Source organism: Haladaptatus sp. ZSTT2 (assembly GCF_037081775.1).
Taxonomy (GTDB): Archaea; Halobacteriota; Halobacteria; order Halobacteriales; family Halococcaceae; genus QDMS2.
This window is the reverse complement of record NZ_JBAMHQ010000002.1, coordinates 230567-249287: the sequence shown is the minus strand read 5'-3', so window position 1 is coordinate 249287 and position 18721 is coordinate 230567. Positions and strand designations below refer to the sequence as shown.

17 protein-coding genes are annotated in these 18721 nt (G+C 56.4%); 4 read left to right on the top strand and 13 right to left on the bottom strand.

The annotated features are described in order from the left end of the window. The first annotated feature begins 22 nt into the window (after nucleotides 1-22). Nucleotides 23-1183, top strand: a complete 1161-nt coding sequence (locus V5N13_RS16000) for a hypothetical protein (RefSeq protein WP_336361623.1) — start codon at nucleotides 23-25, stop codon at nucleotides 1181-1183. A 556-nt stretch (nucleotides 1184-1739) separates the two neighbouring features. Next, nucleotides 1740-3041, top strand: a complete 1302-nt coding sequence (locus V5N13_RS15995) for a hypothetical protein (protein ID WP_276275295.1) — start codon at nucleotides 1740-1742, stop codon at nucleotides 3039-3041. Between the two features lie 473 nt (nucleotides 3042-3514). Here V5N13_RS15995 and V5N13_RS15990 read toward each other — a convergent pair whose 3' ends face one another. After that, complete coding sequence (locus tag V5N13_RS15990) at nucleotides 3515-4081, bottom strand: hypothetical protein (RefSeq protein WP_336361622.1); 567 nt, start codon at nucleotides 4079-4081, stop codon at nucleotides 3515-3517. Between the two features lie 286 nt (nucleotides 4082-4367). Between V5N13_RS15990 and V5N13_RS15985 the strand changes: the two genes are divergently transcribed. Then, the gene (locus tag V5N13_RS15985) at nucleotides 4368-5354 is read left to right on the top strand and encodes a winged helix-turn-helix domain-containing protein (RefSeq protein ID WP_336361621.1); all 987 of its coding nucleotides are present in this window, start codon (nucleotides 4368-4370) and stop codon (nucleotides 5352-5354) included. Nucleotides 5355-5695: 341 nt separating this feature from the next. Here V5N13_RS15985 and V5N13_RS15980 read toward each other — a convergent pair whose 3' ends face one another. The 6 genes from V5N13_RS15980 to V5N13_RS15955 all read right to left on the bottom strand — a co-directional run bounded on the left by V5N13_RS15980 (nucleotide 5696) and on the right by V5N13_RS15955 (nucleotide 12958). Continuing rightward, nucleotides 5696-7702 (bottom strand): VirB4 family type IV secretion system protein, encoded by a 2007-nt coding sequence (locus V5N13_RS15980; protein ID WP_336361620.1) that lies wholly within the window; start codon nucleotides 7700-7702, stop codon nucleotides 5696-5698. After that, nucleotides 7699-8715 carry a hypothetical protein gene (locus V5N13_RS15975; protein WP_336361619.1) on the bottom strand — a complete coding sequence of 339 codons (1017 nt, stop codon included), beginning with the start codon at nucleotides 8713-8715 and terminating at the stop codon, nucleotides 7699-7701. The genes V5N13_RS15980 and V5N13_RS15975 overlap by 4 nt, the downstream gene beginning before the upstream one ends. Then, nucleotides 8712-10019 (bottom strand): hypothetical protein, encoded by a 1308-nt coding sequence (locus tag V5N13_RS15970; RefSeq protein WP_336361618.1) that lies wholly within the window; start codon nucleotides 10017-10019, stop codon nucleotides 8712-8714. The genes V5N13_RS15975 and V5N13_RS15970 overlap by 4 nt, the downstream gene beginning before the upstream one ends. Next, the gene (locus V5N13_RS15965; protein WP_336361617.1) at nucleotides 10012-10740 is read right to left on the bottom strand and encodes a hypothetical protein; all 729 of its coding nucleotides are present in this window, start codon (nucleotides 10738-10740) and stop codon (nucleotides 10012-10014) included. The genes V5N13_RS15970 and V5N13_RS15965 overlap by 8 nt, the downstream gene beginning before the upstream one ends. Nucleotides 10741-10868: 128 nt before the next feature. Next, nucleotides 10869-12548 (bottom strand): hypothetical protein, encoded by a 1680-nt coding sequence (locus V5N13_RS15960; protein WP_336361616.1) that lies wholly within the window; start codon nucleotides 12546-12548, stop codon nucleotides 10869-10871. Next, nucleotides 12536-12958, bottom strand: coding sequence for a hypothetical protein (locus V5N13_RS15955; protein WP_336361615.1), 423 nt, complete (start codon nucleotides 12956-12958; stop codon nucleotides 12536-12538). The genes V5N13_RS15960 and V5N13_RS15955 overlap by 13 nt, the downstream gene beginning before the upstream one ends. Nucleotides 12959-13457: 499 nt before the next feature. On the opposite strand from V5N13_RS15955, the gene V5N13_RS15950 reads away from it, so the two are divergent. Next, complete coding sequence (locus V5N13_RS15950) at nucleotides 13458-13850, top strand: winged helix-turn-helix domain-containing protein (protein WP_336361614.1); 393 nt, start codon at nucleotides 13458-13460, stop codon at nucleotides 13848-13850. A 468-nt stretch (nucleotides 13851-14318) separates the two neighbouring features. Here the strand turns inward: V5N13_RS15950 and V5N13_RS15945 are convergent, their stop codons facing one another. From V5N13_RS15945 to V5N13_RS15920, 6 genes are all read right to left on the bottom strand, one after another. Beyond that, nucleotides 14319-14867 carry a DUF7342 family protein gene (locus V5N13_RS15945; RefSeq protein ID WP_336361613.1) on the bottom strand — a complete coding sequence of 183 codons (549 nt, stop codon included), beginning with the start codon at nucleotides 14865-14867 and terminating at the stop codon, nucleotides 14319-14321. A 277-nt stretch (nucleotides 14868-15144) separates the two neighbouring features. Next, entirely contained in the window at nucleotides 15145-16080 is a 936-nt protein-coding gene (locus V5N13_RS15940) for an ArdC-like ssDNA-binding domain-containing protein (protein ID WP_336361612.1), read from the bottom strand. A 62-nt stretch (nucleotides 16081-16142) separates the two neighbouring features. Next, a complete protein-coding gene (locus tag V5N13_RS15935) occupies nucleotides 16143-16637 on the bottom strand; it encodes a hypothetical protein (RefSeq protein ID WP_336361611.1) in 495 nt (164 codons plus the stop codon). Further along, nucleotides 16634-17140: a DUF7342 family protein gene (locus V5N13_RS15930; protein ID WP_336361610.1), complete on the bottom strand. Its 507-nt coding sequence runs from the start codon at nucleotides 17138-17140 to the stop codon at nucleotides 16634-16636. The genes V5N13_RS15935 and V5N13_RS15930 overlap by 4 nt, the downstream gene beginning before the upstream one ends. Nucleotides 17141-17268: 128 nt before the next feature. Continuing rightward, a complete protein-coding gene (locus V5N13_RS15925; RefSeq protein ID WP_336361609.1) occupies nucleotides 17269-18174 on the bottom strand; it encodes an isocitrate lyase/PEP mutase family protein in 906 nt (301 codons plus the stop codon). Between the two features lie 47 nt (nucleotides 18175-18221). Continuing rightward, complete coding sequence (locus V5N13_RS15920; RefSeq protein ID WP_336361608.1) at nucleotides 18222-18626, bottom strand: SWIM zinc finger family protein; 405 nt, start codon at nucleotides 18624-18626, stop codon at nucleotides 18222-18224. Between the last annotated feature and the right edge of the window lie 95 nt (nucleotides 18627-18721).

Below are 18721 nucleotides of genomic sequence, written 5' to 3'. Positions count from 1 at the left end.
CACCCCAGCGGGAGGTAAGTCAATGACCGACGCGTTCGCAGACAGGACCCTCGCCGAGCACCGGCGTGTTTTCGAGAAGATATGGTGGCAGAACCCCGAGCGACAGAACGGGACGTCCTCGTCCTGGTGGTTCTTTCTCCTGTTCCCAGAGGGCGAGGAGGGGTACGGGCCGAAACAGCTCATGTTCTCGATAGCTGCCTGTGTGGGTGACCAGTCCCGTGTGAACGACCTTCCGCCCCGGGGAATGGACGCTGACCGACCCGTCGTCGACGGCGTGGACAGATTCGACGTGACGACGGTCGGCTGGACCGGCGACGGGGACGTGGTCCACGACCACGTCGTCAGGCAACCAGCCGAAGCGGTGCTCTCTCGAGAGGACCAGCGTCTCGAAGCCTGGGCAGACCGCGAGGACGGCACCAGACGCGGAAGCGAGATCACAGCGCTCTCGAACCGCCCCCTCGGTCTGAAAGTTCACGTCATCGGTGACGACGCCGAGGCGGAGTTCGAGGCGTGGGGCGACCTGAACTCGAAGATGACCTCACCACACCACTCACTGGATATCGACACACCGCTTGGTGGCGCCGAGGTCGTCGCTTGGCGCTGGATGGAGTTCGAAGGGGATTTTGATCTGCCCGACGGCCCCGAGACGCTGTCCGGATCATGTTACTTCCAGCGCGTGTGTTTCGACATGCCGCTGTTACCCTGGAAGTGGGTATGGGCAATCTTCCCAGACGGGACCTCGTTTTCCGTATTGATTCCGTTTATCGGGCCACAACTCTTCCGACGGGGCTACAAATTCTTCTCCTCGGACAGACTCGAACGCCTGACGATACCCCTTCGACAATCTGGGTTCTGGAACTGGGGTTCAAAAGATGGGCATGTCGAGTTCGATACGGTTACTGTCGAGCCAATACTGGGCACTGGCGAGCACCCTGACTTCAACGTTCGCGTCGAGAACGAGGAGGGCGATTACGTGCGGTTCGTTGCCCGGACCTATGGCCATGCGCGAAACTGGCTCGACCGTTCGAGACTCGGTGGTCGGCTTGCGTTTCACTGGAGTTACAACGAGTTCATGTTCCGGATGACCGGACTCACCGGAAACGTCGGCGGCACGTCAATCAACGACGAGTCAATGGGTACCGGATTCGGAACGTTGGAATATAGTACCGGTCTGGGTCTGTGAGTCACCGATTGTTCCACCAGTTCGACAAGAGGTTTTGATATCCGTGCACGATATAGCGCGCAAGTGCAGCAGTTCTGTTTTCGAGTCTCACTCGGTTGCGTTCATTTTCACGCTACCAAGGTCGGCACTCCGATAGAGCCGAATCACCCATACCCAAGCGAGGAGGGAGATGAGTGAAAGAACCACAATCTGGCCGAGCGACTATGTTACTGTCCCCGTGAACACTTGGACGAGAAGAATAAGGGGGTACAACAGCATGATGAACGCGACGAGGAATGCAATCCCTTTGACATAGGTGAACAGCGTCTGTTCCATACTGGGGCTATTCCCGATGCGGGTATGTTTCTTGTGGGGTGAGAGATACACGCTCTGTATGTTGCACGGCACTATTGACAGGGATTGGTGAGATTTCTACGACCGTGCTGAATAGCAGGCGCATATTCAGCAAGAGGTTCTACTCGTTGGACGGAGTTCACTCAGTCACTCGTAACACGACATCTACGTGAACGTGCGGCATATTCACATGGTTTCCTCGCGTAGTCTTTAGTGTTTCACAATGTCTATACCCACAGAATCGCTTACCGATTTGCTCGAGTACCCACTGCTCCAGGCCATTTTCGGGCGGCGTGCCCGCCGCTTCGGTCTCGGGATGGAGATTCCGTCCGGTCCATTGGCCTTCGAATCTGACGCTGATCCGCACCCCCTCAGTGACCTCGAACAATCCGTCCTCGTTGCGGCGGGCACAGGGGTCACGGGTTGGAGTTTCGGCCTTCCATTCGGACCAGCCCGGCCTGATGAGCATGCGGATTATACGGTGCGGTTTACAGGTCGTACTGCACCGACAGCAGCCGGTATCGGGACACCAGTGTTGTTCTATACGGACGACGACGGCACGTACGTGACCAACACTCGGGACGTAAATCCCGACCGAGCCCGCGAGTTGAACGATATCGACAACGATGCCGAACAGATCATCGCGGTGTCCCGGGAGCAGACCGAGCAGCTGTCGGATTCGAGACTAGACCTCCCCGCCGCTCCCGGACATATTTTAGAGCCCAATCACTGGTGGGCTAATAGCCCGGGGTCGACACTGTTTATGCCAGTGGCCGACGCCAGCGAGCAAATGCTCGGCTTACTTTCCCTGTTTGTTGAAAATGGCTATCTCATCGCCGACGATGATGTCGGCGAACCCGCGGGAGACTTAGCGCCGTTTATCCGGTCCGGATTGCTTGAAGAGGACAAGGTCTTCCCCTTGTCCTTCCTCGAACGGTTCACGTACTCGTCGAACTGCGCGGAAGTTGCGTTTATCGGGCACAATATCGTCCTGACGTTGCAGGCGATGGGCCTCGGTGGCTTGTTCTTCACTGGACTCAGCGATTTGAGCGTCCTCGGGTCACCAACCGCTAAAGGCATCGAGGGGCTCGGATTCACCTTCGTCGAGGACGAGGACTGGACCGCTCCCAATCCAGTCGGACTCGATGGCGTCTTTGAGGGGCTTTGTCCGCCGTATTATCCTAATATGCGTGCAGCGGTCGAGGAGTTCGTAGAGCGGAAGTTCGGCCCCGAAGGCGCCTACGATCCGCGAACAGGGGGTCCTTGGAAAGAGAGTGACAAGGTCAAACAGACCGTTTCTCCGTATAGTGATGAGATGGTGGACTGTCTGACCGAAATCGTCCAATATGTATACGACAAACACGGGAAGTTCCCGGGAACGATTCCGACGATGGTACTCCCCGGTTACGTTCAGGCCCACCATCTCGATACGAAGTTTTACGACTCACATTACCAACCGGGGGCCTACCTCGATACCCACGCTGATCACATGCGGCGGTGGCATGTAGAGGATACCCTGTCGTGACCGATCCTTGCATCCAGAAGGTCTGATGATACAAATCTGCCGCCTGCATCCTCTGTATTCAGCAGGCTTCGATAAACTCACCAACAAGCTGTCAAACTGGCCGTGCTGAATACAGCCTCTGAGTGTTGCACGCCGCTTCTGACAGTGTCCGGGTAGGTTTCTGTGGTAGTGCTGAATAGAGGGCGCGTCTCGGTCACGGGCAAGTGGTCGCAATCTGCGGATTTTATCGTTAGATACAGAGATGCGAGATCCCGTACCGAAGCGTGTAGTACCTGCACTCTGTCGGTATCGGCGTGCGAAATACAGAGGATGGGCCTTGTTTAGACGCGGAGTGACGCGCTCAGGTGAAGACAATGACCGATACGGGCTGGCGTCGGTAGCGCAACTCACGTTCAGACGAACGGTTCGCGGTGCTACCCCCATCGAATTTAGGATTCGCAAAAAACCGTCTGTCCCGCCAAGGGAGCGGTCCGTTATTCGTCTTTGGCGGGTAACAGTGGGCACCGGAAGAAGTCCGGCGTGTCGTCAGGTGCCCCCTCCGTAATCTCGATATGTCCCAAGTTCTCGTGGAAGAGGATTGAAGTGGGATCGTCCACCGGTCCGTACCGGGTGAGGAGCGGCACGGAGCCGCCGTGGTCGTGAATCCCCTGATGCGTCCACGTCGCCGTATGCGTCCACCAGCGACCACCGTTGTACGCTGGATTCCCCGGTGCGGCCTCGGAAACGGGGAGCTGTCCGCCCGGGAGCGGGTGAGGGTGGTGATCCTGATGCTGATGCTGGTGATCGGGCGGATGCTCGTGATCAGTCGTGAGAACGAACAGTTTGTCGAGATTGTGTTTCTTTTCCGGTTCCTCGAACGTCCCCGTGGCTTTGGTGCCCCACTGCTCACCATCGCCCCACACTCGGGGACTGAACTCCGGTTTACCGGGACTGGCAGCTGCACTTCCAGACGAGGCGAGACCGAGCACACCTGCGCCTGCGAGCACGGCACCGTGTCTGAGTACTGTTCGCCGAGAATGTTGGCTAAAATTGGGTTTCATGGATACTGATGACCTCCCTTACAGGGAGGGCCTCTTGTGACAAAGAGGTATGCATCTTCAAGGAGAGTCGCACCTCGACTGCTTCCGAATATTCCGGCACAACCAGCAAGTCCTGCAAGACCAATCGAACTGAATCCGCCAAGGAAGGCACGCCGCTTCTGACAGCATCTGGGTGGGTTTCAGCGGGCGTGCTGCATACAGGGCGCGAGTCTTGCAGACGTCACCGCGATTTGGCTGTTGTTTTTGAGTGACACGTGTTTATGCTACTACCCGTCCTGTAGTGGCCATGGACACGGAGCAGAGAACAGCCGTGGACTCGGCCGCCATACGCAAGCGAGCGAGTACAGCGTTCTCTATACTCGGGAACGAAACACGTCTCGCCATCCTCTATGAATTATGGGAGAGTCAGGATCGTTATGATTCAGGATCATATGCGTCCTCTCGCGTGACGTTCTCGGAACTCCGAGAGCGGGTGGGTATGCGTGACTCCGGACAGTTCAGTTACCACCTGGAACAGCTTGTCGGGGAGTTCGTGCGGAAGGGAGACGCCGGGTACACGATTACGGGGGCCGGAAGCGAGATCATCCGGGCTGTCGTCGGTACCGTCGGCGTCGAGAACCCAGCCCCGAATCCGGTCGCAGTTCCAAACTCCTGTTGGATCTGCGACGGAACGGCTGAACTCCGATACGATGATGGGAAACTCTTCCATTGTTGTACCGAGTGTTCGGGCGCCTTTCACCAGAACGAGTCCCAACCGCCTGGGCTCCTTTCCTATTCGGATACCACCCGTTCAGCGTTCGCCGGCCGTGACCTGGTTGAGGTGGCTGATGCGGTCAGGACACGACAAAAGACTAAACAGGAGTGTCTCATTCAGGGGGTTTGTTCCACGTGCCTCGGTGTCGTGGCTCGGTCGCTGGTCATCTGTGACGATCACGATTCGGAGGGGGTCTGTGATAATTGTGGGACGCGGTTTGAGGCGTATCTACATCTGGAATGTGTCGTCTGCAAGCACTGGATTGGGGGGCCGGTGAGTTATCTGATGAGTCTTCATCCGGCCGTCAGTTCAATATATATCGAGCGTGGCGTTCCGTTCACCTACGAGCCGGAGACGAAGATGATGCGGCGACCAGGGCTCTGGCCTGTTGGGAAACTGACCCAATCGGTTGTCTCAGTAGACCCCCCGGCTGTCCGCGTGACACTCACGTATGAGGGTGGAGAACTCAGCTACGTTATCGACGAGAACTTGGAACTCACGGAGGTAACGGCTGCGTAGGACGGCGCGCTGTCCATGTCGATTTCCAACGCGCCGGCCGGGAGCGCAGTTCGTCCACCGTCCGCCGACTGGTCGGGAGATGCTGTCCCGACCTCCTCTTCTCGGCTACTCACCACTGAAATCTGGGACGCAGCCACTACTCAATCAATGGGGCGTTCAGAACGACTGCCCAACCCTTCTACTCGGGCACCAACCGGACTGCTGAGCGTCGCTGTGACGCCCGCTTCACCTCGTGGATGTATCGTGAGCCGGTGCTGCATACACCCTCTACATACAGCAAGCCATTTCTGTCAATTTGTGAGTGATTCAACAGCGCCTTTGAATGTAGTTCTCCCGTTGGCTCATCCCGACCCATCCGTCCGCGCCTGAGAGGACATTGAATGGACGTGGTCGAATCCGACCACGGACTCCTTCGATGAGTCTTGGTTGGTTTTGCCATCAACGACCGCAGCCTCGAACCCACTCGCTCGAACGCGAATCGGAAACCATCCTTCTTCGGCTACACCAAGCAGTGCTTCTGAGAACCCATCTTCTTCGTTGCCCGCTTTCGCCGTGCGCACCCAGTTCACCTCGCGTTCGCTCAACCCAAACCACGACGCGAGTTTCTCAGCCTCTTCTTGCACCCGATGAATCATCGTCACCGAACACAGGTTAGCGATGGTCTTCGCCGCAGGCGTGAGCGAAAACTCTCCGCCAGTCTGCGAGATGAAATGCAACGACAGGTCGTAGTGACGACTGTGTCTTACCGCGGTCTCAAGGAAGTCCAATGAACTTGCGTCGTTCATCAGATAATGCGACTCGTCGATGACGAACTGCACCTTCTTTTCCGTCTGTTTCGCCCGTTCATAGACGGCGTTAAACAACACTTGCATCATCAAGCTCGTCTCCATTCGCCCATGGGTTCCCTCGTCTTGCTGTAAATCCAGATATATGACCTTCGAATCCAAGTCAAACTCCGTTGGCAAGGTAAGATTCGCAAGGTCGCCATCCGCACGGAACGAAGGACGCAAATCCTTCAACAACGATTGGACATCGCCTCGCACGCTCTCTTGCTCACCGCGCGTCACGTACCCGAACGACTCGGGGTCGGAGAGGAGTGCTTCGAGGACAGTAATAACATCCGGAATCGTCGGAGATGGCTTGTTGTGCGTCTGTGGGTCGCGCGTGATTCCTGCCCGGGCGTAGGCTTCCTGTACCGCCCGCCGCAGGGTCTGTTTGCGGTCGCCGAGCGGATTGGTCGCGATGTGCGTGAAGAACGTCTCAAAGAACGTGAGCACCCATCCGATCTGTTCGGCCCATGGGTCGATGTCCGGCACCGCTCCGAGGACGTGTTCGGGCGTGGCTCTAAGTTCGAGCGGATTGAACGCCCGCGTTCCACCAACCGTGACACGCTCACCGCCCAGTGCCGCGTTCACGCCTGCAAACCCACCGAGCGGGTCGAGCATGACGAGAATGGTATCCTCGTCGTACATCGCCCGGCGAACGAGCTGCAGTTTCGTCGAGAACGACTTGCCCGCACCCAACTGCCCAATCGTCATCATGCAGTAGCCAGTCTCTCTATTGAACCGGTCGAAGATGATCGGACTCTCATTGAGTGCGTAGGTTCCGTACTCGATGCCGGGTTCTGCGAACGCGCCTGCGAGGAAGGGAAACATCGCCCCGAGTGCGCCACCCAGCATGGGCGTCGTCGCATCGAGGGAGTGGTTGAGTCGGTCAACACCAACCGGACTCCCCGAGACGAGCGCATCGAGTTGTGCCCATCGTGGCGTAACAGGTGTCAGATTCGCGGGTGACTGGCGTGCTGTGTTGGAAACGGCATCCACATCGTTCGAAAGGGTGTCTGTATCCTCCCCTCGAACAGTGAGGTACATCGAGACGTCGAATGCCCGCATCGACGTGTTCCTGAGCACGTCGTACAACTCCTGGTAGTCTTCCAAATCTTTCCTGACGCCCCGAGCGCCCGCTCGTCGCTTGTCGGCAAGATACTCGTAATCGGCTTCGAGATCCTCGATTCGATTCTCCAAGGAATCCAGCGTCGAATGCGTGTTCCGTGGGTCGATGTGCAAACTAATGTCCGTCCGCCGTGACTCAGGGGCCGAATACAGCCGTTCAAAGATACCATCAACCGGCGCATCTGGATACTCACCCACCCACAACGTCTGTGCCCACTGGTTGCCCGTCTTGATGGCGTTGGGCGTGCGTTCAATACTCGACGGCGACACCACCGACTGGTGAATATCTGGAATCGAATCGAGGTCGGCGTCGCCGTGGCCACCACCGTTTCCGGTGTCTTCAGATGGCTCGTTCGAGTCACTGTTGCCGACGAATGGAAGCCAGTCACGAATCATTCACCGACACCTCCAACGAGCGGTCGCGTGCGGAGAACCCGAGACATATCGCCATACTCGCGCGAGCCACCAGCCCAGAACTCCCCAATGAGTCGGGTGGCATCTTCTGCAGAGATCCGTCGTGCGCCACAGCCTTCGATTCCCCGCAGTCCGGTTTCCACACGCCGCAATCGCTCATCCAACGTGTCGAACATCGCCTCACGTTGTTCTTCAACGCGTGGCGCGAACGCGGCACGTACGAACAGGCCAAGCAGTGGAAGCGCGGCGAGTTTTTGCGTCAAACTCTCGCGTTCGAACTGCACATCGGTCGGTGCGACCGTGACGATGAGGTAGTGGTCACGAATCGTCATCCGGCGCTGGTCAAGATCCTGTCTGTACCAGTCGATGTAGTTCTCAATGAGTTCTCCCAGCCGAGAATTGGCTTTCACGTCCGGGTCAGTGAGGCGTGCTTCATACCGTCCGAGGTACTCCTCGATCGGAAACGCCTGTGTCGTCGAGAAAATCTGGATTGGGAACTCGACGGTCGTGTTCAGGAAATCCTGGAACGACTCGGCCTTCTGTCGCCATTCGTCGTCCGTTGCGAGTGCCATCGAGGGTGGGTCAACCTGCACCATCCCGATGACCGTTCCATCCGTTCGCTCGATAGCTCCGGCGCGTGGATGCACGCGTTCGAGTTGCGTGTACTCTTTTGCCTCGTCGTGGGTGAGTGCTTTCTCGCTTCGTTGGTAGCCAATGAACGTCCCTATCCAGTCAAGACTCGTCGTGTACGTCGGCGTGAGATAGACGAATATCACACCGACGGCAATTGCGACGGCTGCAAGTGGGAGCGTGAACGTCTCAATGGAATAGCCGAACACGGAGAAGCTCGATGGGGCGAGCACCTGCGTCAACAGGATGACGACCACACCCGGGAACAGGGCGACCGCGAGGTCAGTCAGCGTGTAGGTTCCGAACAGTTTCGCGTCTGTACCGAGGGATTTTGGAATGCGTTTGGTGGGGTCGTGTGTACTCATTTTTCGTCCTCCGCGTGGTCATCGGTCGATGCATTTTCACGTACTGTCCGAGAGGAGCGGTCTCGACGCCCAGTCCGAAGCCGTGTCTCAAGATTCTCAAAATTCGAATTGCGAGCGTCTGGCTTCGTGAGGCCACCGCCATCGGTTCTGAAAGAACGCTTTGATGACGTGGAAGATGGCGTAAGTCTGTGCCCGAGACGGTGGGCTCTCGACCCACCCGAATCGAGGAGTGTCTGCCCGTCACGTCGAATGGCTGGCTTCCCGCGAACACCACGGAGGAAGTTTCGACTCCCGTGGCGTGCGTCACTGCCCCGCTGTTGAACCCTCTGGACTCGGGCCTGTGCCTGATTTGTGGACACATGATGAGACGTGCGCTCTGCCATGACGAACAGCGCCCCCGCTTGCCAGAACAACACCAGCGGCGACATCACCGCGATAATCGGGATGACGAGTGCGGTGAGCCAGAGGCCAATGCCACCCATCGAGAGTTCGAAGCTGTTGCCAAGGATGCCGCCAAGACGGAACAATAGCGCCACGGGCACGGTCATGAACAAGAACGGGACGAAAAAGCCCGCCAAACGCTTCATGAACCGAGAGGCGAGCGTGAATGGGCCAACACCTGGTATCCAGAACACGATGAGCAACGGCATCAACAACACGAACAGATAGAGCGCGATCTGGCGCGTGAAGTAGATGAGCGCAATGAGGATGAACAGTACAAAATCGACCGCCAGTGAGACGACCAGTCCAAGTACACCCATCGAACCGAACGATAGCGTCTCGAACAGCGATATCTCAGCCAGATTCGGCACGAGAAAGCCCGTCAGTCCGTGAACGAACTGGAGGGAAAGGGCTGCAATCCACCACCACGAAAGAATGCCCAGCAAGCCCGCGAAGGCGCGTTTCTTGAGCTTCGACCGGTGGTAGTTACTGAACAAATAGCTCGTCGATTCGAGGAAGATGACCAGCCCAATTGAGAGTGCCCAGAGTATCAACACGAGTGGGACCATCGTCTCCCAATAGTAGTCATAGAGATTGGGCCAGACGCCATTCGTCGGTCGAGTGAACACCGCGTTCGGATGTGGAGTTCCGACGACGATTTCGACTAATGAGTTTGCATTCTTCTCAATAACTCGTGTTACAGGTTGGAACAGAATTCGAAGTAGCTCTTGAAGAGCAGAAACGATAATATCGCCAAGGGCACTCGATTCGGGTTCTCCCTCAGGCGTCCCTGCTTGGGCTATCATACTCTGCACGAAGCTAACTAAGAAGTCAATCGAGAAGGTGGAACCAAACCTATCCATTGGATCCGTCCCCTCCTAGAATCTCAACCGAGACTTTGCTGCATGTGTACTCGCCAGTGAGTCCTGCAGAAGTGACCTCACCGTCTACTGTAGCTCGGATTTCTTGTTTCAGCGGTTCCCCAAGTGCTTGTCCAATGATGAGAGTAAACTCGTACTCGCCCCCACATTCTGGGTTCTCTTGGTCGGAGAACAGAAGTGCAGCTGAAGAACTAACAAATGTTTGTGTTCCATTTGGCTCGATGATTAAACTCGAAGATTCTGTGGGGTGTCTAAGTTGAATCACACCAGGACTGGAACCAATGTCTTGGTGTGCGCCGAAATTTGGAGCATTTTCGTATACAATCTCATAGACCCACGTCGGCCCGCTCCCCGTATTGCGGACTGTCACTGCTAATTTCCCAAGGTCGCTTGGTTCAGTTCCGTCCGTGTACTGTGCAATCTCCTCAATCTGGAGTTCCGGTTGCAGTTCGAGTTCCCGTGAGAACGACTCGTTTCCAGTGTCAGCAACGAGCGTGTAGCTCCCGGGCTCGTAATGCTCGTAATCACTCCCTTCGGGTTTGATATCCAACAACCGAAGTTTCACTCGCGTCTCACCTGTGGCAACACTCGTCTGCGTGTAGAGACTGCCCTCGGGGTCGATGAGGTTGACCTGCGAAACCCCGTGGTCTGCGACCAACTCCACGACCAAGTACGGCCCGTCGAAGGTGAGGTTCTCGAACACGGTGTCGCCTTCCTCACCCGTTGGCTGCTCTGACTGTGGGTCTCCACTCGTACAGCCTGCGAATAGCGAGAGACCAGTGGCTCCAGTGAGCAAGAAGGCACGTCTGGATGGGTGTGGTGACGGCATCCTCACAGCCTCCTCCACGGTGGCCAGATACGCCATCCAGTGAATCGGTCGATAATGAACACGCCAAACAGCAACGTGGAGACGGGCACGCCAATCCGGAACAGGGTATCGAGGAATGCGAGTGGGCCACCACCGACGTACACCACCGCGGCATCAGTGGTGTAGCCGGAACCATCGACCCACCACCGTCCTGGTTCGAATCTGGCTGATACACTCCCTGTATTGCGAGAAAACGTGTGCGTTACCGTGCCGTCGTCGCTCGTGTTCACCCGCTCGCCTGCAATGACGAGGAAGCCTTCTCGCTCTGTGGTTGCAATCGGCTCATTCGTCTTCGCATCGCGGAGGGTTGCTTCGGCGGTGACCGTCTCCTCCGTCGTGTTCACCACCGACAGCGAGAGGTTGCTCTCGTGAATCGGGATGTCGATGAACGTCCCCTCTTCGAGAGGAGTCTCGACGCCCCTCACGAGTCCGTGTGCAGTAACGTTCCCGAGACTGTGGTCAGCTGTGTTGGTTCGGGTAGTGAGCGCGTAACTCGCTGTGTAAGGTTCGGTGAGCACGTCGAGATGCACATTTGCGGGGAGCACAGGTGGCGTCGTTTCTGCTCCATACACACCCTGAATCGTGACGATATCACGAGGAGCCGCGGTCGGCCCCGTCTCCATTGGGTAGGCGTTCACCTGCAATGGCTGGAGCGACGAGTTCTGGACGAGATCGTCCTCTGCCGTACTCGAAACGAGCGTATCCCACTCGCTATTGCGGGCTGAGTAAAACCGCCACACGCCGTTCACCTCTCCGCCCGGTACCGAATAGCCTAACCACGGGTGGTTCTTTCCGACGTACAGCCCGAGATCACCGTTCGGATACACACCGCGATAGCCAGCTACGGTGAGGTCGTACTCCGTGACCGCGAGGTCGTCTCGAACAGTGAGCGTCTCCGTCCGAACACTACACGACCCCTCAGCGCAGGAATCCGATTGGGGAGCGAGTTCGACGGCGATGTCCGCTTCGACAGTGAGCGTGTGCTCCTCTCCGGGGTAGTCAGATAGCGACTCATAGGAGAGTGTAGCCGCATGGTTTCCTTCTTCGGTCGTCTCAACTTCTCCATCAACGAGCAAGCGTGTCTCGACGATTCGATGGTCGAGCAACCGAGCGTCCGTCCGCTCGCCGCTCGCCTCGTCAAGCATCGTACGCTGAACCCGATAGTCGATGGTTGCGAGGACGCTCCCGTTCGGCGCAACGTACAGTGGCTGGTCGTCCGGTGCGAGACGGGCGCGTGTTGACGGCTGAACGGCGAAAATCTCGACGTAGGCGTCCTTGATGAACACGCCATCTGAGAGGGTGGCGTTCGGTGGGTGAATCGACGTATCTGCATCGGTCTCGGGGAAGTCCTGAAGGTCGCCTCGATTCCATTGGTCGACCGCCTTCGGTGGGGAGTTGAACGGAATGTCCGTCACTGCGGCCAACTCCCGCATCTCCGGGGCGTCGCCAGGCAGATTCTGGACCGTACTCGCGTTCGTCGCATCGACGTCTCCCGACCAGAGCGTGTGAAAGGTCGCTTCACTCAGGCCGTGGTCGGTCTCGTTTGCGGGCGCTCCGACTGAGAGCGTCGTGGTGAGCGACGTGGCGAACACGGCAACCAAGACGATGAGGAGGCGACCTGTGGGCGTCCTTAGAACGCGCAACTTGCGCCACCTGCAACGACGTTGTTGAGCAGGAACTGCACGATTGCCGTCCCCAGTGGCGCAACAACGATTCCCCAGATGACCGCCTGATTGCGCGCCTCTTTGAGCTCGCGTTTATAATCTGACCGGCGAATCGTCGGGACAGCTACCGTCGCCCCAAGCGCGATGACGCCACCGATGAGTGGGCCACCGAATTGGATGACGGTAAAGACGTTTTTGATGGTCTCGGCCATGCTGGTCGTGCAAAAGGCTTCACCCGTTGTTTGGGCGAGTACGGGTGAGACAGCGAAGACACTCAAGAGTGCGAGTGAGAGGGCGGTGATACGGCCAACGGCAGTGAGCGAAACGGTGCGACTGGTCTGTGGGTGGGCCCGATTGGTGGCCCTGGTGTTTTCTGCAGTCATTGTCATCACTAAAGCCACCTGCAAACGGCCTCAATCCAGCAATCAAGAGACGGCAAACCCGGCGACTGTGTTACAGTCTACCATCGGCTGTTCTCACATATTAAGTTACGGAGCTACCAGCTTCCAGAATAATTCGGATATTATTTGTGAATTAATCTACAAACATCTAGAATTTAACGACATACGTTATTTTTGGCTAACAACTTCGAGCGCACAGGTATCCGTCTGACCCGTGTTCCTCGATGAATGTGGCGAATTCTGTCTTCCGGTCGTAGAAGGTCAGTATATAGATTATGATTATTGCGATAATGACTTCGTGATGCCGTTGGGAGAGAAACTTCGACTTCGATTGCAGCAGAATGCAGTAGACCGACAATGGAGCCCACTTCAATCGAGCTATCGAATTCCTCGTTCTCTTTGTGGATATGAAACTGGGTGCATACTCAACCAATTAGCAGGATACGACTAAGTGCGAGGCACAATACGTTTCATCCGGAGGCTATCTATGGCCGAACGCGACCGCCGCCCAAGAGACGGGATTCGAAAACCGGAACCACCGCTCCCAGAGGAGAGTGGATTGATGGTTGAGGAATACCTCGACATGCAACAGGCGATTGGCCATCCAACGCTGTTTCGCATCCTACGCACGCTCATTGCAAATGATGAACTGAGTGCCACCGACCTCAAATCCGCGCTTGACGTTGCATCCCACAACTTCCACTACCATCTCGTCGAATTAGTCGAGGTCGGGCTTGTTGACAAGCGCCAGCGACGAACCGCCGACAGTCAGGGCTTTTACACCTACTATCGCCCGACTCGAATGGGACGCGATATTCTCGAACACGGCGTCGAAGAGCTGATGCGCCGCGAACGCGAATTCAACGACGCCTACTCGTGACTCTCTAAACCAGTGACTCTCACTCGGTCGTTTTCTGGAGTGCATCGGGAAGCCGAGTCAGGCAGCTCTCAAGAAAACTCAACGGTGCTTCGACCTCAATGTCCCCCGGTTCATGGACACCTTCCTCACCGACCTCGAACTGAAAATGTGTTGTCCCAAGCTCTGGATGGTCATCGTCCTTGTGCCAACCAAGGCTCACCACATCGTCAGCCCAGTGTACACGCTGTACGTCAGTCCCTTCTCGCGGCCGCCATAGCACTTCAACCTTCCCCACTGACCGTGGAAACGATGTCCCCAGAAACATCTCGATATCGACGTCCGCGACAACAGTCCGCGGACGAAGGCGAGACGGCTCATACCGAACATGGGTGAACCCTGGAACCATCTCCATACGTTCTTTGAGCCGACGAAGTCCTTCGCGTCGGGTGAACCCTCGACCACCAGCAAGAAAAATCACCATCGCCGCAACTATCCTTCCTGAGGGAGTGTCTTCGAACCACCCGAACGTGACTCCGCACCCAGTGTCGTCAGCGAACTCTGGAGATTGATCGCGAGTTGAATCGATTCACGCACCTCGATGTTGTACTCCCATTCGTCGATGACGTCGAGGCGTTCCCGGCGCTCTGCACCCGTGAGATCCTCACGTCCGATACTCTGACGCAATTCCGCCAGTGAGTCGACCTCGTAGGTCGCTTTCCACGCGTCAAGTTCGTCACCGATTGCGTTGAGTTCTTGCGTCAAGTCGTCGACTGAGTGCGATTCGGCTAACTGGCGGACTTCACGGAGGAACTGTGTGACACTATCGGGCTTGTAGCTCGTTCCGTCGTTCGTTTCAATACGTTCCAGGTCTCCCTGATCGACCATCCGCTCAAGATACTTGACTGCTGTATCGCGTGAGACAGCGGCTTCGTCAGCGATCCACCCTGCATTGCGTGGTTCTGTCCGTGTTATCGCAACGTGGCGGACGCGCTCTGCGGCATCCGTCTTGTCGGGCCAGGTCGGTTCTTTTTCACTCATTGGTGGTTTCTTCGCGCTAACAGCACTAATATTTTCGTACTAGAACCAATTATTTCTCATCAGAGTGGGTGCCCAGGAGAATACTTCTACACCAACCAAATCTGAGAGGTCAACGACAGCCACTACAGCTGAAAGTCCTCCCGCCTCTCAAGTAGACGCTCCTTTCCCCCGAGACATGGTGATTGGACTACTGGCCTTGGTAGCTATCCGAGGTGGAGCATTCTTTATTGTTGGAAGAAGACGCTGAAAATCCCGATTCGTAACTGGACCGTCTCCATCAATCGGTCATTGGTCGTTCAAGCGCATCGATCAGTCGCACTACAGTGTCTCGGATACGGTTCAATCGCACCATAAGTTCCGCTGCCTCCTCGCGTTGCCAACTCGCCAAATAGAACGCCGCATTGTCCGCATCCAACCCACAATAGCGACTGACGATGTAGGCCACGCTCTCAGCTTCGACTTCTCGCTTTGCTTCTTCTCTCGAATCGAATTCATCGGTGTGAATGAGCGCATGAGCAAATTCGTGAACCAGTGTGTGGGAAACGGCTGCTTCATTCGACTGCTGTTTGATGTAGACGTGAGGTTGTTCTCGCTGTTCTCCTCTCGGCAAACACACGCCCTGTGCTCGTCCGTGAGACCACTCGTCCGGTGAAACGAGGTTAGCGTCAATTTCGAGCGTGTCAGCGGCATCAAGGAGTGACGAAAGGAGGGTTGCCCCGTCACCAGTTACTTCGGTATCGAGGTGAGGCAGTGGGTCACCCTCCGTCTGAGAGATGTCGAACACGGGTACGGGCCTGAAGCCAACAATGTCTCGTTTCCACTCTTCGACTGGTTTTTCGTCATACTCGCACCCAATCTTCTTGTGGTAACTCGGCGCGTTCCCACACTCCGGACACCTCCTCGCTATCGATGGAGCCCAAATCCAGATCGCCGATTCACCTTTGCACACTTGTCTGTCGAACTCCGATTGCCACGTTCGATACCCAGCCACTTTCGTCGCATTCGGACACTGGTGCTTGATGAGCAGCGTGTTGTTCACCGAATACTCGTGGAATCGACTCTGGATGTTGAGCCACGCTTTGAACTCGTCGCTGGCTCGCGCCTCGTCAGTGAGTTCCTGGAGGTCGGAAAGCCACGTTTCGATGGTACGATGCATCTCGTCTGCGCGGGTGTCGGCTTCGCTGAACGACACCACTGATTCGGTAGAATTCATTGGTCATTCGCGGCCACTTACCTGAGTGGTTCCGCACCCCTGGGGAACCCAAAAGCTGGCAGTTACGACACGTCGGTTAGTCGTTCTTCGAGAAGGTCAAGCAGTTCCCAAAGCGCACTCACAGGCGAGCGAGCATCAAGACGAGACGGCTCATACTCGTACTCCGTATCCGGTGAATCTCGTTCCTGGAAATGAAACCAGCCCTCAACGTGTGGATTCGGTTCGATGTAAAACCCACAGTCGTAGCCACTTGATTCGCTGTAATGGAGTTTGAACATCGCCTCAAAATGTGTTCGTGGATTTTCAATCCACCCGTCCCCGTGAGCGTCAGACTCATCCTCAGTGTAGGTTGGAGCGGGATACCAAACAAGGCGAAGTGTTGCCGTCTCAGTCTCGCGTCCGAAGAAAGACGGATTCACCGACGCCACGACTTCAGCGTACGAACCTTCAGGCTCACCCCACGCTGCTTCGACTGCAGGATGCTGTTCGAGTTGTTGGCGAAGTTCTCGAAGAATTCGATGGCGCTCAGCACCCGACTCAGAACCCACGTCAGTCATGCAGACGCAGGACGCGAAGAACTGTACATATCGTAATGTTCGAGGGCATCACGAACCACTGACAGCCGGTACCGCGCATACTCCCAGTTCGAGACCGCTTCCAGGCGCTCACGTGCCTCCTCTGGCGAGAGAGTGTCTGTTGCGATAGACGTACGAAGTGCAGCTGGCGAATCAACCCCATACGAGGCAGTGAACTCAGCAAGTTCCTCTTGGAGATCCACGGCTTTTGCAGCGAGCTGGTCTGCGGTATTTCCCTGGATGAGTTCACGAATATCTTGGGAGCGAGTATAGATGGCGTCAGGAGCGTAGCCAGTTCCAGCGTCAGTGGGGGACGTGGTGAGGATGCCGAGGTCTGTGAGTCGAATAAGGTGGCTGCGAGCGGTGTTTTCTGACACCTGGGCTTCCGTTGCGATCCACGCTGCAGTCCGCGGAGTTGAGACAGTGAGGGCGACGCTCTTCACTCGGTCAAACGCCGACGTGTTCTGAATCCATCTTTCGCTCATATACAGTAATTTGAGTTTAGCATAAATAATTCTATCCATAGGTCAATTTTTGGAGTGGCTACTCAGGCAGTTCCTTCTTTCCGGTTCGATAGCACCGCCACCATGGGAGGTCTGTCAAGCACTCTTCCTCAGGTTTGACTGTCCTGTTCGAGCGACTTCACACCGTCTCGGTGAGCTGTCTCGAACGCTTCGTACTCTGGCGCACCCAGATATTCGGTCAACTGATTCAATGGCAGCATCTCGATATCACGATTGTCCTGCTGTTCGCCCATCGCATCCAAATACGCCTGCATGTGATGAACCGCTACTTGGAGCAGAGCCGTCACGTCAGAAACCAACGCCACACCTGCCTCTTCATACGCCGAAACAGGGTGTGCGGGAGGGAACGCCTCGTGTTCCATCCGAACCATGAGGGCGTACACAGGGAGGTCAACCACCGAACAGATGGTCTCCAAATCTGTGAGGGGGACGACTTCACCAAGGAATAGGGCATCTGCACCCGCCTCAGTGTAAATATCCGCTCGGTCGATGACGGCTTCGACGCCGTGGTCTGCATACGAGTCAGTTCGAGCCATGATGACGAAATCTTCGTCACGCCGACTATCACACGCTGCGCTAACTTTTGCAGCCATCTCACCCGGCTCAATGAGTTGCTTTCCTTCCATGAGTCCGCACTTTTTCGGGGTGGCTTGGTCTTCGATGAACAACCCTGCAGCACCCGTATTTTCGAGTTCACTCACTGTCCGCGTGAGATTTGCAATGCCCCCGAAACCGGTGTCTGCATCGACGACGACCGGGGTCTCATCTGCAACCCGAACCATGTTCCGGACGGTCGCAACCGTCTCGGTGAGAGAGGTGAAATCAAGGTCAGGTAGGCCGAGTAAGCTAGCTGCTGTGCCGTAGCCAGAGTGTTGCAGCCCTTCAACGCTCGGGTGGTCGGCAGCGAGTTTGGCGCTCAGCGCGTCATGGACACCCGGGAAGAACCCGATCTCTTCGCGCGTGAGAATCGACCGGAGCGTCTGTCTGCGAGTCATAGTCTAGCAGATTCGAATGGCACACTAATCTCTTTCCGTCAAACGAACTATTCAGGTAGTTCCTTCTTTCCGGTTCGATAGCACTCCCAACACGGAATTTCCTCAAGGCACATCTCACACTCGACTTCTGCTTCAGATTCGAGTGATTCAACAGCCCCACCATCGGCCATGATTCGATTGGCTTTCTGTGCTGCCTGCAAGATGGGTGTTCGAATTGCCACGGCGAGTCGGTGCTTACACGCCCCCTCGAAGCGCGCGTTTGCAGGGCATTCACAGTCCGTTGGAACCCCGTTTCTGACCGTGACGAGGTACTCGTGATTCTCGGGATCGGCGTAACTCCCGTTCCGAACGAGGACGCCGCGGTCGGTGAGCGAGAATTCGAAGGCTTCGTACTGGGCGCGTTTCAGCGAGCGATTCGTGTATTGTAATCGGTTCAGAATGTGTTCTGACATGGGGATACAGCGAGGCCTGTGAGTGGCCCCGCACCCCTTGGGGGCAGATAAACTCGGCGTAGAGAAAGAGCACTGAGTGGCCTGCGTAGCGATTA

Coding starts and splice junctions, on each gene's coding strand:
- V5N13_RS15950 (WP_336361614.1), top strand. CDS start 13,458: ATGGCCGAACGCGACCGCCGCCCAAGAGACGGGATTCGAAAACCGGAA.
- V5N13_RS15985 (WP_336361621.1), top strand. CDS start 4,368: ATGGACACGGAGCAGAGAACAGCCGTGGACTCGGCCGCCATACGCAAG.
- V5N13_RS15980 (WP_336361620.1), bottom strand. CDS start 7,702: ATGATTCGTGACTGGCTTCCATTCGTCGGCAACAGTGACTCGAACGAG.
- V5N13_RS15920 (WP_336361608.1), bottom strand. CDS start 18,626: ATGTCAGAACACATTCTGAACCGATTACAATACACGAATCGCTCGCTG.
- V5N13_RS15935 (WP_336361611.1), bottom strand. CDS start 16,637: ATGACTGACGTGGGTTCTGAGTCGGGTGCTGAGCGCCATCGAATTCTT.
- V5N13_RS16000 (WP_336361623.1), top strand. CDS start 23: ATGACCGACGCGTTCGCAGACAGGACCCTCGCCGAGCACCGGCGTGTT.
- V5N13_RS15970 (WP_336361618.1), bottom strand. CDS start 10,019: ATGGATAGGTTTGGTTCCACCTTCTCGATTGACTTCTTAGTTAGCTTC.
- V5N13_RS15930 (WP_336361610.1), bottom strand. CDS start 17,140: ATGAGCGAAAGATGGATTCAGAACACGTCGGCGTTTGACCGAGTGAAG.
- V5N13_RS15945 (WP_336361613.1), bottom strand. CDS start 14,867: ATGAGTGAAAAAGAACCGACCTGGCCCGACAAGACGGATGCCGCAGAG.
- V5N13_RS15955 (WP_336361615.1), bottom strand. CDS start 12,958: ATGACAATGACTGCAGAAAACACCAGGGCCACCAATCGGGCCCACCCA.
- V5N13_RS15995 (WP_276275295.1), top strand. CDS start 1,740: ATGTCTATACCCACAGAATCGCTTACCGATTTGCTCGAGTACCCACTG.
- V5N13_RS15925 (WP_336361609.1), bottom strand. CDS start 18,174: ATGACTCGCAGACAGACGCTCCGGTCGATTCTCACGCGCGAAGAGATC.
- V5N13_RS15990 (WP_336361622.1), bottom strand. CDS start 4,081: ATGAAACCCAATTTTAGCCAACATTCTCGGCGAACAGTACTCAGACAC.
- V5N13_RS15940 (WP_336361612.1), bottom strand. CDS start 16,080: ATGAATTCTACCGAATCAGTGGTGTCGTTCAGCGAAGCCGACACCCGC.
- V5N13_RS15975 (WP_336361619.1), bottom strand. CDS start 8,715: ATGAGTACACACGACCCCACCAAACGCATTCCAAAATCCCTCGGTACA.